We start from the raw sequence: 15,618 nt of genomic DNA on the forward strand, positions 1-15,618 counted from the left end.
CCCGCCCGCACGGGTGTGCTCAGGGTTTGAGGATGATCTTCACCGCGCCGTCGGTCTTCTTCTGGAAGATGTCGTACGCATGAGGCGCCTGCTCGAGCGGGAGTTCATGCGTGGCGAACGAGTCCACGCCCAGGGGGTCGTGGTCCCCGAGCAGCGGCAGGATGTCGGGAACCCACTTCTTGACGTTCGCCTGGCCCATACGCAGCTGAATCTGTTTGTCGAACATCGTGAGCAGGGGAAGCGGGTCGGCCATGCCGCCGTAGACGCCGATGAGTGAGATCGTCCCGCCGCGTCGAACGATGTCGATGGCCGCATAGATCGCCGCGAGCCGGTCGACCCCGGCCTTCTGCATCATCGGCGCCGCCAGTGCGTCGGGGAGCAGGCCGGTCACCTGTTGGACCAGCTTCGTCGCCGGTGATCCGTGAGCTTCCATCCCCACCGCGTCGATCACCGAATCGGTTCCCCGCCCGTTGGTGGCCGCGCGGATCTCCTCACCGATGTCGTCGACGGCGTCGAGGTCGATCACCTCGATGCCGCGAACCCGCGCACGTTCGAGGCGTTCGGGGACGCGGTCGACGGCGATCACCCGATGACCCCGGTGCGCGGCGATGCGTGCGGCCATGTCACCGATCGGCCCCAGGCCCAGCACGGTGACCGATCCACCCTCGGGTATCGCTGCGTACTCGACCGACTGCCACGCGGTCGGCAAGACGTCGGACAGGTAGACGAAGCGCGAATCAGCAGGACCCTCGGGCACTTTGATGTGGGTGAACTGCGCTTGCGGGACGCGGAGGTATTCGGCCTGGCCACCGGGGACCGCGCCGTAGAGCGACGAGAAGCCGAAGAGTGCCGCGCCCATGCCCTGATCGCGGACCTGTGTGGTCTCGCACTGGGTGTACAACGACGAGTCGCACATGTAGCAGGATCCGCAGGAGATCTGGAAGGGGATCACCACGCGATCGCCGACGGCGAGATCGCCTGTCTGCGAACCGACTTCCTCGACCACGCCCATGGGTTCGTGGCCCAGGATGTCGCCGGGGGTCATGAAGGCGCCCAGTACCTCGTAGAGGTGCAGGTCGGAGCCACAGATGTTCGTCGAGGTGACCTTGATGATCGCGTCGGTCGGCTGTTCGATCGTCGGGTCGGGTACCTCGTCGACACTGACCTTCCGCTTGCCCTGCCACGTGACTGCGCGCATGATGATGCCTCTCGTGATGCGCGATCTGTTGTCAGGTGTGCCGGCTCGAGCGGATCATCAACGGAAGCAACATCGTTCGAAGTTGACGCCAAGGATCGGGAGTCGATGCTCACCTCGCCAGACATCGACATCACCAGCAGAACCACGACATTCGATCGCGGATTGACCGTAGCTGGGAAACTCAACGTGGCCGTCTGTACCCCTCCACTGTCTCACGGATCGGCGCGCCACCGCGACGGTTCCCGCTCTACACTGGTCTTGTCTGAACGGGTAGAGCCCTCGCCGGATCCGACCAACGCGACGAAGGGTTCCTCCATGGACATCGCACACCAGACCTCTGCGCTCTACATGCGAACGCATCTCATCGGCGCCGGCGGTGGACTGCAACTCGCGCGTCTGGTCGCCGGTGATCCCTGGACGGTGAACGCGATCGACCATCTACCGGGCGAGCTGGAGGATGAGATGGCGTTCGTGCGCGCCCGCGTCGAGGAACTGAGCGGCCACCGCGAGTCCTGGCTGACCGCGGTGGCCGGAATCGGGACCGGGGTGCGCGGCGTGGCCGGTGTCGTCGGGCTCACGCACGGACGCTTTCGTCGCGTAGCAGCATTGGAGGCCATGCGGTCGCTGCTACTCGCGAAGAAGGCGATGTGGGAGCTCGGGATGGAGCGCCGTGTCGATTTCGGGCCGGGGACCGCCCGGTGCGCCGAACTCGACCGGCAGGCCGCCCGACAGGCCGATGAGGTGCAGGCGTTGCATCAACGCGCGGCCGACGAGGCATTCACGCGCACCGGCTGACGCAGCGATCTGTAGGCGGGTCTGCGGTCCACGACAGCTTCTTCTCCACCCAGCGTTGCACCGGTGCTTGAGTCACGAGATAATCGACGGCGAAATTACGGCGTCGTTGATTGGGGTGACCATGTCGGTCTTGGATTCGTTGTCGCGCAGCAAGAGCGTGCAGTTCTCGGTGGTGTTCGTCGCGATCTACGTCGTGTTCGCCATATTCGGGTACTCGCGAGCGATCGCCGAGGAGCGCTCCTACCTGTAGTCCCCCGGGCTCGAGGTCATTCGACCACCGACAGTCGCTCCTCGTGTGTGTGCAGAACGTCGATCGCCGTCGTGACGAAAGCGCGGATGCGGTGTTCCCGACGACCGCGCGCCACCGCGATGCAGGTGTCGACCGGAGCCAGATCCGTGACGACCAGACTCACGAGATCGGGGCGGGTGTACGACGCCGCGACGCCGGCGGGCACCAACGCGATGCCGTGACCGGCTGCGATGAGCTCGAACTTCTCCTCCACCGACGACGTCCGCCTGGAGTGTGCGTCGAGGATCGTCTGGCCGTCGAGGTCTGACATCGTGATCTGGTGTCGCCGAGCCAGCGGGTGCGTCGCCGGAAGGCAGGCGACCTTCTCCTCGGTCCCGACCGCGACCACCCGGAGTGCGCTCTCGTCGAACGGCCGACGTAGGTAGGCCACATCGACTCGGCCGTCGTACAGCGGTGCCGCCTTCTCCCACCACTTCACGGGAACCAGATCGACCTCGACCGCGGGATGTTCCGCCGTGAACGCCCGGACCGCCTCCCCGACATGGAGTCCCGGCGCGAAACCGACCACGAGGCGCTCCACCCCGCGGTCGGTCTCCAAGACGCGTCGGACGGTGTTGTCGACGATGACGAACAGGCCGCGCGCATCCTGGAGCAGCTGTTCGCCCGCCGGTGTGAGCTCGACGCTGCGTGTCGTGCGTGTGAGCAGAGTGGCACCCAACTCCTTCTCGAGGGCGAGGACCTGTCGACTGAGCACCGGCTGTGCGATGTAAAGGGCCGCGGCCGCGCGGCCGAAGTGCCCGTGCTCGGCGACCGCGACGAAGTACCGCAGCTTGCGAAGATCCAGATCCATGCCGTGAGGGTATCAATGCGTCGAGGAAGGTATTGGACCGTTCGAGGGGATCCGCTCAGGCTGGACCACATGATCGTGATCACGACGCCCACGGGCGATATCGGCAGCCAGGTCCTCGACTCCCTTCTCGAGACCGCCCCATCGCACGGTGAGGAGATCCGCGTCATCGCGCGGGACCGTTCGCGACTACCGGAGGCCGTGCAGGCCCGTGTGGACGTCGTCACCGGCTCGCACGGTGACGCCGACGTGCTCGCCGCGGCCTTCGACGGTGCGGACGCCGTCTTCTGGGTCGTCCCGCCGAACCCGATGACCCCTACCCTCGAGGCGGCGTTCTCCGACTTCACGCGTCCAGCGGCACGAGCGTTCGCAGAGCATGGTGTCGAACGTGTTGTCGGCGTCTCTGCGCTCGGCCGCGGTACGCCGATGGCAAATCGGGCGGGACTCGTCACGGCCTCCCTGGAGATGGACGACCTGATAGCTGCTTCCGGCGTCGCCTACCGCGCACTCGCCAACCCGTCGTTCATGGACAACGTTCTGCGACAGGCCGACTCGATCCGCACCGCGGGCGTGTTCGCCGACACCGTCGCACCCGATCGCGCCGCCCCTGCCGCCGCGACCCGCGACATCGCCGCCGTGGCCGCCCGGCTCCTGCTGGATCGGTCGTGGACCGGTGTCGACAGTGTGCCGGTGCTGGGCCCGGAGAACCTCTCGGCGAACGACATGGCGCACATCATGTCCGAGGTCCTCGGTACGCCGATCCGCTACGAACGCCGGTCGTACGACGACCTGCGGATCCAGATGATCGGACGCGGTCTGGGGAATGCCTTCGTCGACGGCATGGTCGACATGATGCAGGCGAAGGACGACGGTCTCGACGACGGCGTTGCCCGTACCCCGGATACCAGCAGTCCGACGCCCTTTCGGCAATGGTGCGCCGACGTGCTGCGCCCTGCGGTCGAGACCGCGCCGGGCAACTGACCGTGGCCACCCCGGGTCGCGCGGCCATCGTGTCGTCACGGGGCCACCCGCAGGAACGCCTTCAATTCCGCAAGGAATTCCGCGGGCTTCTCGATGTGCGGCCAGTGTCCTGTTCCCGGGATCTCGACGGCCGACGCGGTCGCGACCGCCGCGAGAAACCTGTCGACGTCGGCCGGCGGTGACAGCGGGTCCCCGGGCCCGCGGATGATGAGGGTCGGGCAGGAGATCCGGTGCAGATCGGTCGCCGGGTCGCTGCGGATCGTCGAGAGCAGGGCCGGGAAGGACCCCGGAGCGCCGAGTGCGGACATGACCTGCGTCATGAGGTCGGCGTCGAGCCGCTCGGGGTGAGCCAGAAACGGCCCGAGTGCCAGGGTCAACAGCGTCGGCGACGACGCGAGGACGGAGGTCACCCTCGCGGGTAGCGGAACGCCGATGGTCATCAACTCGGCCAGCAGGGTGATGACCGCGCGTGGCTGGGCCCGCACGGTCTGCAGCGGGCTCCGTGCCAGGCCGGTGAGCGACAGGATGGGTCCACCGGTGATCACGAGCTTCCCGACCAGGTCCGGCCGATCGATGGCGAGTCGGGTGGCGACGAGAGACCCCATCGAGTGCCCCACGACCGTCGCCCGCCGCACCGACAGCTCCGCACACACCCCGGCAACCGATTCCGCCAATGCCGTGAACGAACTTTTCTTTAAGGCGAATTCGGAGTCGCCGAACCCGGGCAGATCGATGGCGACGACTCTGTGGGTTCTGGCCATCGCGGGGAGTATCTCGATGAACCAGCGCCAGCTCGCCGAGATGCCGTGCAGGAACACCATCACGTCGCTGTCGGCGCCCGCGACGTCGACATCGACGAGATGGACGCGTCGGCCGTCGACGTCGACATCACGTGCCACCTCGTCCCAGGCGACGTCTCGCCAATCAGGGGTGGACACGGTCGCCCCCGTGGTCGGTCGACGTGGTCGGATGCATCACCCGATCGAGGACGGGAAGAAGGATGCGGCGAGGTGCCAGGCCGGCCAGATGGGCTGCGACGGCATTCCTGCGCCCGGAGACGACATGTGGTGGCGTCCATCGACGATCGAGCGCACGCAGCCCGGTGGCGACCACCTGATCGGGTGTCTGGAACGAGCCGACGACGGTCGCGCTGTCGCCGATCACGTCGAAGAACTCGGTTCTCGTGGGTCCGGGGGCGAGTGTGAATGCGGTGACCCCGTGTTGTCGCGCCTCATACCAGAGTGATTGGCCGAAGCTGAGCACGAACGCCTTCGATGCCGAGTACACCGCCATCGACGGCACCGGTTGGAACGCCGTGGTGCTCGAGACGTTGATGATGCCGCCCTGGCCGCGCGCGATCATCGCCGGCAGGAAGGCGCGGGAGAGTTCGACGACCGCAAGGACGTCGACCGCGATCTCGCGCCGGTACTCCCGCGGGTCGGTGTCCACGAACGGACCCTGCGTGGCGAACCCTGCGTTGTTGATCAGCAGATCGACCCGGCCCTCCACCGTCGTGCGCAGCGCTTCACCGACGTTCTCGGCCGTCAGATCGAAAGGAACGACATCGCAGGCGATCCCGTGTGTGGTGACCAGCTCGTCGGCGAGGTCGCGCAGACGCTCGGCGCGACGTGCGACGAGCACGAGGTCCGATCCGCGGGCCGCGAGGGCGCGTGCGAATCCCTCGCCGATACCGGCGCTCGCGCCGGTGATCAACGCACGGGGCGGCGGCTGGCTACTCCGCCTCGTCGAGCGAAACGGATGGGGCATCGGTGTCATCGCGACGAGTCTACATTTCGTTGACCGTCAGTCAACCAATGTGTACTGTTCGGTCGAGAACAGAGGGTCGATCGCGAAATCGACGCTCGCCCGGTGACTATCGGCGGATTAGTGAATGACGCCGCACCGCTGACGAAGGAGCGAACATGGAGAATGCGTGGCCGATCGGGGAGAAGGGCCGACGATGATCGTGGTGACAGGCGCCGGCGGGGGAGTCGGTCGCCATGTCGCACGCGAGTTGTCCGAACGTGGCGAGACGGTGCGCGCGTTCGTCAAGAACGACGAGCAGGCCCGCTCCGCGCGAGTCGAGGGCGCGACCGAGGTGGTTGTCGGAGACATCAGATCCACCGACGACCTCGCGGCGGCGATGCGTGGCGCCTCTCGGGTGTTCCATGTGTGTCCGACAGCCGTGGTGCGGGAGGTGGGGATCGCCGAGGGGTTGATCGACGCCGCTCGCGCCAACGGTGTCGAGCACATCGTGTTCAACTCGGTGATCCACCCGGAAATCCGCGATCTCCCGCACCATCAGGAGAAGTTGCGTGTCGAGCGTCTCCTGCTCGAATCCGGGATCCCGGCGACGGTGCTGCGGCCGTCGCACTTCATGCAGAACTATGTGGACTTCTGGGACCTGATGCTCGCGGGGACCCTGCCCTACCCGTCGTCACCGACCTCGGTCATGGGCGTTGTCGACGCCGAGGACATCGGCGAGGTCGGCGCGATGATCACGGCGTCGCCGGATGGTCATGCGGGCAAGGTCTACGACCTGTCGACCGAGGAACTCACCCGCCATGAGATGGCGGCGATCTGGAGTGACGTTCTGGGCCATCGGATGTCGGCGGTCAGGCTGCCCCCGGACGCGATGAAGAAGCCGCTTCACGGTCTGGGCCCCGCGGCGACGATCGCCGTGAGATCGCTGGCGTCGACCAAGGGCAGTGCGCTGCGCCCCATGTTCCGTGGGCTGGCCGGCATGCCCAACACCCGGGGCGTGCGGAACTGGCCGGAGGAGTCCAAGGACTGCTACGTCGCGATGATGAGCTACTACGACAAGAACGGATTGCCTGCCGGTGACATGACCGTGCTGCCTGAACTTCTCGGACGCCCGGCCACCGGGTATCGGGAGTTCGCTGTGCGGGAAGCGGCGCGGCGTGGGTCGCCGGTGACGTCGAGTTCGCGGTAGTCGCCCGAGGTTCCACGCCGTTCGGCGTGACCCGAGCCGGCGGTCATTGCGCGGGTGGCGAGCCCGGGCCTCCGCTCTCCCTGTCGGTGAGACCGAGCGTCGACTTCAGATCGTGGAGCGCCGCATCGAGGCGGTCGTCCACCGGATGGCGCAGGGCCGCGCGCTCCTCGTCGGCGAGTTCCTCGATGGCGTCGGCGGCCGGACCGCCGAATATGGGGATGACGTCATCGGGCGGGTTGTGGCTGGTCATGATCGTCCCCATCCCGGGCAGAGCCCGTCGAGATCATCACCGCGTCGATGACTGACATCCTCTAGTCTGCCCCGGTGTCGGCGGGGGCGACGCGTCGGTCAGCTTCGTCGCGACGGCAACCAGAGGGGTGTTGGTGTCCTGCGAGAGTCGGGCGAGGAGGGCGAACGCCTCATCAGCGGATATGTCGTAGCGCTCCATGATCATCCCCTTGGCCTGACCGATGACATCGCGTGACTGGAGAGCCGCGTCGAACTGGGTCCGCGTTGCGGCTGCACCCAGGGCGAGCGCCAACAGGTCGCTGACCGCGGTCGCCCGTCCGCAGACGTCACCGGGCAGCGGTTCGTCGAGTTCGGACCAAAAGGTGGCGACGGCGAAGACCGACGAGTGGGTCGGCTCGAGGAGTGGGATCGCGAGCACCGAGCGAACGGTGTGGGGTGCCGGCATACCAAACAGGTACCGCGAGGCGATGTCGCCTGTGGTCTCGCTGCAGGCGACTGTGCATCGATCTGTGGTGGCGCGATGAATCGGCCCGTCGTCGGATTCGATCTCCATCAGCGAAAGCTTCTCGGCCAGTGGGCCGCTGGCCCCCTCGAGGGAGAGCGATGGCACACGTCTCCGCGCTCGCGAGACGGTGACCACGGCGACGTGATCGACCCCTGCGATGGTGGCCGCGTACCGGGTGAGGTGGGTCATGATCGCCTCATCCCGAGTGGGCGCGTGCACCATCTGCCGTAGGAGCGCCATGAACGGTCGATCGATGGGCACGCGGACATCCGGATGATTGACGGTCTGTGCGAGTTGGGTGTCAGGAATGGCCATGCGGTCGAACCTTCCCGTCTGATGCACCGGGGCGGCATGCCCTGCGTGCGGCTGGATGACAACGGGCGCATCACACCCAGAGGGGTGCGGCGTGCCGTTGAGCCGACGAAGGCAACTGGTTCGGCCTCATGGCTGTGACGATGAACGGGCGGTTCGTCGAGAAAAGTGAACAGCAAGTCCAGTACTGTTCTATCAGTTCGAGACGGTTTGCGCCAGACATCGCCAGGTGTTGCCGCTGGGCGTGCCGACAACGAGGCGTCGACGAGTTGGTGGATGGCCTGCAGAACGGCGCCCACCTGGTTCTGCTCCTGCTGCTCCTGCTGCTCCTGCTGCACCGCGAGCGCGATCTCGCGCAGATCGAGCGGCCACTCCCGCGCGGTCTGGTCGCCACTGTCCATGTGTTCGATTGGTCAGCCGCTGGTAAACCGAAAGGAAGGGCGGGATCGCCGGGCGCCCGCTCACCGGCTGCTGTAAGTGTCGCCGGAATTGCCCGAGCAGGCCCAATCGTGGCCTCTGGGAGCTCTTTACGTGATCCATACGCCGGGTTGCCGAGGCAACGGTTGGGGTGTTTACTTGCGACCGCAAGGTGCCATCGTTCGCTGAGGCTCCTTCACGGAAACACGCCAGCGACCCCAAACGTCCAGAGACGCCACGGGTCAGGACAGGCCTTCCCGGCTTAAGGGTTGGCCCCGATTGGCTCCTCGGCTCACGCCGAGGTCGACGCCGTGTAGTGCCAAAGGTCTTACGAGGAAGGCGTACACCGCCGGCTCGGCACTTCCCGCACGTCAGAGGGTGGTTTGTCATGTCCGTGATCGAGATGATCCTACGATTGGCCTGCGGTGTCGGACTCGGCACCATCATCGGCTTCGAGCGCCAGTATCGCGCTCGGATGGCCGGTCTGCGCACCAATGCACTGGTCGCAGCGGGCTCCACACTGTTCGTCCTGCTCTCGGCCCACGGCCTCAGCGGCGGAAAAGCAGATCCCACGCGCGTTGCCGCGCAGATCGTTTCGGGTATCGGCTTTCTGGGTGCCGGTGTGATCCTCCGGGACGGACTCAATGTCCGGGGTCTGAACACCGCTGCCACGCTGTGGTGTTCGGCAGCCGTTGGCGCACTCTCCGGAGCGGGTCTTTACTCGGTCGCGCTCGCGGGCACGGTGGCCGTCGTCACCGTGAACGTCGTCCTGCGGTGGATCGGCCGGACCGTCGACCGGCATCCGGACTCCGGTGACGAGCAACCGACGTCGTACGCGATGACCGTCGCCACCGAGCGCGCGAACGCGGTCGGTCTTCGGGCCGCACTGGTGGACGAATTGAGCTCCACCGATGCCCAATTGCGCTCGGTGACCACCACGCACATCGCCGAATCCCCGTCGAGAGTAGAGATCCGCGCGGTCGTCGCTTACGCCCACCGCGGCGATCGACACATGGTGTCCGCGCTGCACCGGATGAGCACCGACGAATCGGTGTCGGATGTGCGTTGGGACCGCCTGACCGACGAGGCCGTGGCCGGAGTGCGTCCCGGGCGCGGTCAGAACCGTTCGTTCAGAGGCCTCGGCGCAGCGTCGGCCACGAGTCGCGAAGCGCCTGTGCCCAGTAGTTCCAACTGTGTGTGCCCACCTCGGTGATGCGGGCGGTGTGCCGTATTCCTTTGCGTGTCAACAGGCTGTCGAACTGGCGGGTACACCCGTTGGCCGCCTTCTCGAGCACGATGCTCTGTGCGATCGACTGGGCCACGCTCTGCCCCGGACTGGGTACGCGGTTGCGGTCGAGGGGACCGAGTGCGCCGTCGCCGACCGACAGGAAAATGTTCTTCCCGCGGAGTCCGTCGAGATGGTTCGACGGGTCGTGCTCGACCCACTCCTTGCTGCCCACAGGTCCCCACATGTTGGTGGCGCTGCCGCCGGCGTAGCCGACGGTCGCGTACACGTCGGCCGGGTTCGCTCCGAAATCAACTGCGGGACAGCCTGAGTACGACGCGGCGCCGGAGTAGACCCGAGGATTGCGGGCGAGCAACGACAACGCCGACTGGCCGCCCATCGACAGGCCGGCGACGGCTGCTCGTCCGGTACCGCCGAACGTCCGGTCGATCAGCGGCGGGAGTTCACGGGTCAGGAACGTCTCCCATCGAGGTCGGCCCAGACGAGGATCGCGTGTGCTCCAGTCGCTGAAGAACGTCCCGGCGCCACCGACGGGCAACACCGCGATGACGTTCTTGTCGGCGAAGAACTCCCTCGCCCGCCCCTTGGCGATCCATTCCGACGACGTGACGGGGCCGGACTTTCCGGCGCCGTCGAGCAGATACACCGTCGAATGGCGCTGCGTCGACTGCGCGGGTAGGAGAACCGTGAGCTTCTCACGCATCCCGGTGGCCGGTGACTGTAGCGGGCCGCGGACGCCCGCGAGATCAACGCCGCTCAACGCTGGCCCAACGGAATCAGCCGCTCGGGGACGTCATATATCGCCCCGGAATGGGCCCGATTTTTCTCCTGCGGACTGGGTGCGGACCGGCGACGAATCGACATGACCCCGAAAACGAGGAAGCCCCAACCGGGTTTCCCCTGGTCAGGGCCTCTTCTGTGTCTCAACCAACACGTCGGGGTGGCGGGATTCGAACCCACGACCTCATCGTCGGTGAACGAGCGCACCTGGGAGTTTGGTGTTGTTGACGCAGTTGAGGATTCACTGTTTCTGCTGGTGAGCGGCGTTGTGGGTGTTTGTCAGTGAGGGCCTCTTTCGGTGCTGCTGCGGACTGTCTGCGGACTGGCCGGTTTTTCCCAGGTCGCGCTGACAGGTCGCTCAAACGTTGCTCCCATCAACCGTATTCGATCGATGTCTGGTCGTGCGCGGTGTCTGCCCGAGGTCCGCCGAGCGGCCCGGTTTACCGCGGTAAACATCCACGCCGCGAGGCGTCGGATGACATGTGGTTCACGAGCAGAGCAGAGAGGTGGAGAGCATGGGTGTGCATGTGGTGATGAACCAGAAGGGTGGGGTCGGTAAATCGACGTTGGCGATGAACCTCGCCGCGGTGAAGGCCGACGTCCTCGTCGACCAGACGGGGGAGCGACAGGTCTCGCCGGTGCTGGCGGTGTCGATCGATCCGCAGGGGTCGGCGGTGTGGTGGGCCGATCGGGTCGCGGATCTGCCGTTCCGGATCGCGCAGGCCCACGACGACGTGGGGATGCTGGGCCGGCTACGACACCTGCCGGGTGTCGATCACGTCATCGTCGACACACCGGGGTGGATCGGTGACACCCCAGGACCGACGGACAACGGTGGCATCGGCTACGCGTTAGACGCCGTCCCTGCATCGGCGGATCTGGTGATCGTGCCGATCGTCCCCGAACCTCTGGCGTTTGATCCGACTGCACGCACGATCACCAAGGTGATCGAACCATTGGGCATCCCGTATGTAGTAGTGGTCAACGACTGGGATCCACGAGACGGACGCTCAGATCTCGAACAGACACAAGCGTTCGTCCGATCGCGCGGGTGGCCGCTCGCCCGCACGGTGGTCCGGCACTACAAGTTCATGCCCGCGCCGCCGCCGAAGGACGCGTCGTCACCGAGTACGGCTCCTCTCGAGTGGCGTTGCAGGCGCGTGAGGATGTGCAGCGGTTGTGCCTCGAACTCGAAGTGGGGGTCAAGTAGTGGCCGGCAAGGGAGGCCGCGTCGACCTCGCAGACCTGGCCGGCTCGGTCGGCGACAGCTCCACCGTCGACGCTCCCAGCAGCTCGGACGGGGTGTTTCGGGCGAACGTGCCCCTCGGACAGTTGGTGGCGAACCCGCGTAACCCGCGTGCCGAGGTCGGCAACCTCGACGACCTCGCCACCATCGCCGATCGGCAGCTACAGCCAGGAAATGTGGTCAGTCGTGCGGCATGGCTGGTGTTGTGGCCTGATGACGCGGCCCAGTTGGGGGCCGCGCGGTGGGTGGTGGTCAACGGCTGCCGACGTCTCGCCGCCTGCCACCACTACCAACGGACTGGCATGGACGTGGTCATCCGCGACTCAATCGCCCGCAATCGCGAATCGGTACTGTGGGCGGCGATTGTGGAGAACATCGACCGTCAAGACTTCGACGTCCTCGAAGAAGCCCACGCCGTCGACCTCCTCGTGAGCGAGACTGGTAGCGCTGCGGAGCGTCTCGGTCGAAGTTCGGGCTGGGTATCTCAACGGCGCGCCCTACTCAAACTCGCACCCGAACTGCAACAGGCACTTCGAGCAGGAGAACTCGCCGTACGTGTAGCCCGTTCACTCGCGCAGGTACCGCTGGAGAAGCAGGTTGAGGCCTCCGCTGAACTGTGTTCCGCGCGGTTCAATCTCAAGGCTCGGGATGGAGGCTGGCGTCGGCCGGGGTGGTTCGCCATGACGTGAAGTGAACGGTCAGGTCGGCGTTCAGCGGCGCACAGCAGTACGGCCCCGCTGTCACGTCGGCGTTTGGGTCCAAAGGTGCTACTCGAACGAGTTGCCAGGGATCGTCGTCGACGCGGGCGCGGACGGTGAGCGCATTGCCGGACCGGCTGCCGCGGATGGTCACCAGATGCCCGGACCATTCGGTCAACGGACGCAGCGACCAGTCCGAGGTGCCCTGGGTGACAACGGCGCCCAGGCTGGTCTCGCCGTCGCTGACCTCGATGCCGGCTTTGATCCACGATGTGTCGTCGATCTTGACGAAGATGCCGGCCTGGTCGAATTGGTGGACGAAGTCGAGGCGGAACTGCACCTCGACGGCGGTCTCGAGCGGCAATGGGGCCAGTAGTGCGTGCTCTGAGGCGTGGATGAAGTCGTAGGAAGTGAGGCGCCACGCGTCGCTGCCCTCACGGGCGGTGACACGCATCCCGTCATCGTCGACCGCGACGTGGACGGGTTCGTTTGTCCAGGTCCCCTCGGACCAGGCAAGGGTGCGGGGCATGACGTCCTTTGCGATGGAAGCTGATTGGCGCAGGCGGTCCATCTCAAACAACCCCTGATTGCCTCTGGTCGAATTCGTCTCGGTGGCATCGGATTTCGTCGGAGTGTGACGACGCCCATGCGGCCAGGCCGAGGACATGTTCGAGGAGTGAGACGCCGAGGTGGGTCAGGGCGTAGTCGACGCGCGGCGGTACCTCGGGGTACACGGTGCGTGTCACGAGACCGTCGCGCTCGAGGTGGCGCAGGGTGAGCGTGAGCATCCGCTGGGATATGCCAGGGACGCTGCGGTGCAACTGCCGGTATCGCATCGGTGTGTCGCGGAGAACGGCGATCACGAGAATGCCCCACTTGTCTCCGACACGGTCGAGGATGCTGCGGATCAACGGGGCATCGTCGCCCCACCCCTCGCACGGACCGGGCAGGGTGGCGTTGTGTGCGAGCGTGGCGTTCTCGCTGGTGGACATGGAGGCTCCTCACGAACACGAATGTGCCTTCTTGTGCCGTCGGTGAAACACACAGACGATGTGGTTGCACACAAACAGTAACCATTCAGGGGTGAGAACGTGTCGTCGATTGTCATAGTGGGTGCCGGGCCAGGGATGGGTCTGGAGATCGCCCGGGTGTTCGGCCGGAACGGTTTCACCGTCGCGCTCGTCGCTCGTGATCGTGCAAAGCTGGATTCCCTCACCGACGTGCTCAAAGGCGAGGGGATCGCGGCGACCGCGTTCACGGCCGATCTGCTCGACGCGGAGTCGATCACCGCGGCGTTCGCCCAGATCCGTGAAACCTTGGGTACCGTCGATGTTCTCGAGTTCTCGGCGGCCGACACCAGCCTGCCTGTTGCCGGTGTCCTGGAGGTCACGCCGGCCAATCTTCAGCCACAGCTCGACTTCTACTTCAGTGCGATTCATGTGGTGAAGCAGGTCGTCGACGACATGATCGCCGCCAGAACCGGCACCATCATCATCACAGCCGGAGGCGGATCGGTGGACCCGTCACCGGCTATGGCGAACATCAACATCGCCTCAGCCGGTTTGCGCAACTGGGTTCTCAACCTGCACAACGTGCTCTCTGAACACGGCGTGTACGCAGCTCATCTCGCGATCAGCGTGTGGATCGGATCCGGGCAACCCGGCACATCGGCAGCCGACATCGCTCCCACGTACTTCGATCTGTACGAGGCACGCTCCGATGCCGACCCCCGCTACCCCGCCGCACTGACCTGACGGTTCGTGTCGCCCGGCGTGCGATACGCCCACAGGATCTGATCCCTCAATCAGCGAAAGACACCCATGACCTCATCGCACGAAGCCCGTGTCGCAGTAGTCACCGGCGCAGCTCAAGGGTTCGGCCAAGCCATCTGCCGAGGCCTGGCCGAGCGTGGCGCGCACGTCGTGGCCATCGACATCACGGAACCGACAGAAACTCTCGCCCTCATCGAGCAAGCAGGCCAGACGGCCACCAGCCTGGTCGTCGATGTCGCCGACCCAGAGCAGACCCGGCACGTCGAGCACGAGGTGCGCAGCCGGTATGGACGCTGCGACATCCTGAGCAACAACGTCGGCATCTTTCCCGCCATCCACACCGACGACATGACCTACGAGGCCTGGCGTGAGGTGATCACGATCAATCTCGACTCCCAGTTCTTGATGACCCAGGCAGTCCTGCCGTTGATGAAGGAAGGTGGTTGGGGGCGCATCGTCAACCTCACGTCCAACTCGATCGGCATGACGCCCCCCGGCATGACCGCCTACTTCGCCAGCAAGATGGGCGTCATCGGGTTCACCCGTGGCCTGGCGAATGATCTGGCTCCCTACGGCATCACCGCGAACTCGGTGGGCGCGACGCTCTCACGTACCCCGGGGGCGGAGTCCGCCTCGTTGCCCCTGGAGCAGGCCGCCGCGATGCAGGCCATCAAAAAGGTCGGCGAGCCCGAGGACGTCGTCGGCGCCATCCTCTTCCTCACCAGCAATGACTCCTATTTTGTGACGGGCCAGACGATCATGGCCGACGGTGGGCTCCTCCGGCTGTGACAGGTCGGTACTCAGGCCCTGGCGACTGCACTGGACACAACGCTCGACGCCCTCGAGCGAGCCTCGGCGTCTTGACGGGCCATCGGTGCAGCCCGTCTGAACTCACGTCGGAATGGTGATGCAGTGCCGGGACCGACCGACCCCCGCGCGTGTGCGCGTTGACCCGTTGCCCGCAGTTGCCACCGAAGCCGACTCGATCGGTCATGCGATGGCCGCCAGCATCACGGACAACGCAGCCCTGGGGGGTCGTCGATACGAACACGGAGAGGTCGTGCGCACGCGTCTCGGCGCCGACGTCGCGCACCTCACGCCTCCCGACAGCACCACCGAGTCCAGCCTGACCATCCCCAGCGGGGAGCTGTACGCGGCCCACATCGCCAGCGGTGCAACGTCGGTTGATGCGCAGACGTTCACCACCGCGGTGATGACCGAGAGCGCCCGCCGACTCGCTCGCGGGGAGGCGAAACCCGGGGCGTACACGCCAGGTGCCGCGTTCGGCCCAGAACTCGTCGTCACCGCAGGTGGAGAGTTCATCCGGTCAGACCAGTAGAGCTTTCACCTCGAGAGAATCCGAAACACG

At 65.9% G+C, this 15,618-nt stretch carries 18 protein-coding genes, 1 pseudogene and 1 riboswitch; of the genes and pseudogenes, 10 read left to right on the plus strand and 9 right to left on the minus strand.

The genetic code is table 11. From position 1 onward, the window contains the following. Window positions 1–19 precede the first annotated feature (19 nt). Entirely contained in the window at window positions 20–1,198 is a 1,179-nt protein-coding gene (locus tag ASG12_RS03920) for a zinc-dependent alcohol dehydrogenase (protein WP_055785415.1), read from the minus strand. 315 nt (window positions 1,199–1,513) lie between these two features. Here ASG12_RS03920 and ASG12_RS03925 point away from each other — a divergent pair, with 315 nt between their 5' ends. After that, window positions 1,514–1,993, plus strand: a complete 480-nt coding sequence (locus tag ASG12_RS03925) for a hypothetical protein (RefSeq protein ID WP_055785418.1) — start codon at window positions 1,514–1,516, stop codon at window positions 1,991–1,993. 121 nt (window positions 1,994–2,114) lie between these two features. Further along, window positions 2,115–2,243, plus strand: a complete 129-nt coding sequence (locus ASG12_RS22205; RefSeq protein ID WP_268810422.1) for a hypothetical protein — start codon at window positions 2,115–2,117, stop codon at window positions 2,241–2,243. 16 nt (window positions 2,244–2,259) lie between these two features. Here the strand turns inward: ASG12_RS22205 and ASG12_RS03930 are convergent, their stop codons facing one another. After that, window positions 2,260–3,093 carry a LysR family transcriptional regulator gene (locus ASG12_RS03930; RefSeq protein ID WP_055785425.1) on the minus strand — a complete coding sequence of 278 codons (834 nt, stop codon included), beginning with the start codon at window positions 3,091–3,093 and terminating at the stop codon, window positions 2,260–2,262. Between the two features lie 69 nt (window positions 3,094–3,162). Between ASG12_RS03930 and ASG12_RS03935 the strand changes: the two genes are divergently transcribed. Further along, on the plus strand, window positions 3,163–4,071 hold the full coding sequence (locus tag ASG12_RS03935; protein ID WP_055785427.1) for an NAD(P)H-binding protein: 909 nt from the start codon (window positions 3,163–3,165) through the stop codon (window positions 4,069–4,071). Between the two features lie 35 nt (window positions 4,072–4,106). Here the strand turns inward: ASG12_RS03935 and ASG12_RS03940 are convergent, their stop codons facing one another. Both ASG12_RS03940 and ASG12_RS03945 read right to left on the minus strand, forming a co-directional pair. Then, entirely contained in the window at window positions 4,107–5,009 is a 903-nt protein-coding gene (locus tag ASG12_RS03940; RefSeq protein ID WP_055785430.1) for an alpha/beta fold hydrolase, read from the minus strand. Beyond that, window positions 4,996–5,847, minus strand: coding sequence for an SDR family NAD(P)-dependent oxidoreductase (locus ASG12_RS03945; RefSeq protein ID WP_235455994.1), 852 nt, complete (start codon window positions 5,845–5,847; stop codon window positions 4,996–4,998). The genes ASG12_RS03940 and ASG12_RS03945 overlap by 14 nt, the downstream gene beginning before the upstream one ends. Before the next feature lie 157 nt (window positions 5,848–6,004). On the opposite strand from ASG12_RS03945, the gene ASG12_RS03950 reads away from it, so the two are divergent. Further along, entirely contained in the window at window positions 6,005–7,024 is a 1,020-nt protein-coding gene (locus tag ASG12_RS03950; RefSeq protein ID WP_235456011.1) for an NmrA family NAD(P)-binding protein, read from the plus strand. Window positions 7,025–7,067: 43 nt separating this feature from the next. On the opposite strand, the gene ASG12_RS03955 is transcribed toward ASG12_RS03950, so the two are convergent. Beyond that, window positions 7,068–7,274: a hypothetical protein gene (locus ASG12_RS03955; protein ID WP_156377907.1), complete on the minus strand. Its 207-nt coding sequence runs from the start codon at window positions 7,272–7,274 to the stop codon at window positions 7,068–7,070. 36 nt (window positions 7,275–7,310) lie between these two features. Further along, window positions 7,311–8,093, minus strand: a complete 783-nt coding sequence (locus ASG12_RS03960) for an ANTAR domain-containing protein (protein WP_055785438.1) — start codon at window positions 8,091–8,093, stop codon at window positions 7,311–7,313. Window positions 8,094–8,677: 584 nt separating this feature from the next. Further along, window positions 8,678–8,852: riboswitch (M-box (ykoK) riboswitch) on the plus strand. A 43-nt stretch (window positions 8,853–8,895) separates the two neighbouring features. Here ASG12_RS03960 and ASG12_RS03965 point away from each other — a divergent pair. Next, window positions 8,896–9,720, plus strand: coding sequence for an MgtC/SapB family protein (locus ASG12_RS03965; protein WP_055785441.1), 825 nt, complete (start codon window positions 8,896–8,898; stop codon window positions 9,718–9,720). Here ASG12_RS03965 and ASG12_RS03970 read toward each other — a convergent pair. Then, window positions 9,638–10,456 carry an alpha/beta hydrolase gene (locus ASG12_RS03970; protein ID WP_055785446.1) on the minus strand — a complete coding sequence of 273 codons (819 nt, stop codon included), beginning with the start codon at window positions 10,454–10,456 and terminating at the stop codon, window positions 9,638–9,640. The genes ASG12_RS03965 and ASG12_RS03970 overlap by 83 nt on opposite strands. Before the next feature lie 592 nt (window positions 10,457–11,048). Between ASG12_RS03970 and ASG12_RS03975 the strand changes: the two are divergent. Both ASG12_RS03975 and ASG12_RS03980 read left to right on the plus strand, forming a co-directional pair. Next, window positions 11,049–11,743 (plus strand): annotated as a pseudogene (locus ASG12_RS03975) (nucleotide-binding protein). Further along, on the plus strand, window positions 11,743–12,468 hold the full coding sequence (locus ASG12_RS03980; RefSeq protein WP_055785449.1) for a ParB/RepB/Spo0J family partition protein: 726 nt from the start codon (window positions 11,743–11,745) through the stop codon (window positions 12,466–12,468). The pseudogene ASG12_RS03975 and the gene ASG12_RS03980 overlap by 1 nt, the downstream one beginning before the upstream one ends. Here the strand turns inward: ASG12_RS03980 and ASG12_RS03985 are convergent. Continuing rightward, window positions 12,416–13,048 carry a DUF1349 domain-containing protein gene (locus ASG12_RS03985; protein ID WP_235456013.1) on the minus strand — a complete coding sequence of 211 codons (633 nt, stop codon included), beginning with the start codon at window positions 13,046–13,048 and terminating at the stop codon, window positions 12,416–12,418. The genes ASG12_RS03980 and ASG12_RS03985 overlap by 53 nt on opposite strands. Before the next feature lies 1 nt (window position 13,049). Next, on the minus strand, window positions 13,050–13,469 hold the full coding sequence (locus tag ASG12_RS03990) for a winged helix-turn-helix transcriptional regulator (protein WP_082501615.1): 420 nt from the start codon (window positions 13,467–13,469) through the stop codon (window positions 13,050–13,052). Between the two features lie 117 nt (window positions 13,470–13,586). Here ASG12_RS03990 and ASG12_RS03995 point away from each other — a divergent pair, with 117 nt between their 5' ends. The 3 genes from ASG12_RS03995 (at window position 13,587) to ASG12_RS21520 (ending at window position 15,588) form a co-directional block, all read left to right on the plus strand. After that, a complete protein-coding gene (locus tag ASG12_RS03995; protein WP_268810431.1) occupies window positions 13,587–14,231 on the plus strand; it encodes an SDR family NAD(P)-dependent oxidoreductase in 645 nt (214 codons plus the stop codon). A gap of 66 nt (window positions 14,232–14,297) precedes the next feature. Beyond that, window positions 14,298–15,038, plus strand: coding sequence for an SDR family NAD(P)-dependent oxidoreductase (locus ASG12_RS04000; RefSeq protein ID WP_055785454.1), 741 nt, complete (start codon window positions 14,298–14,300; stop codon window positions 15,036–15,038). 271 nt (window positions 15,039–15,309) lie between these two features. Further along, on the plus strand, window positions 15,310–15,588 hold the full coding sequence (locus tag ASG12_RS21520) for a hypothetical protein (protein ID WP_156377908.1): 279 nt from the start codon (window positions 15,310–15,312) through the stop codon (window positions 15,586–15,588). Window positions 15,589–15,618: the final 30 nt, after the last annotated feature.

The sequence above is a fragment of the Williamsia sp. Leaf354 genome, from assembly GCF_001424365.1.
In the GTDB taxonomy this organism is placed as follows: domain Bacteria; phylum Actinomycetota; class Actinomycetes; order Mycobacteriales; family Mycobacteriaceae; genus Williamsia_A.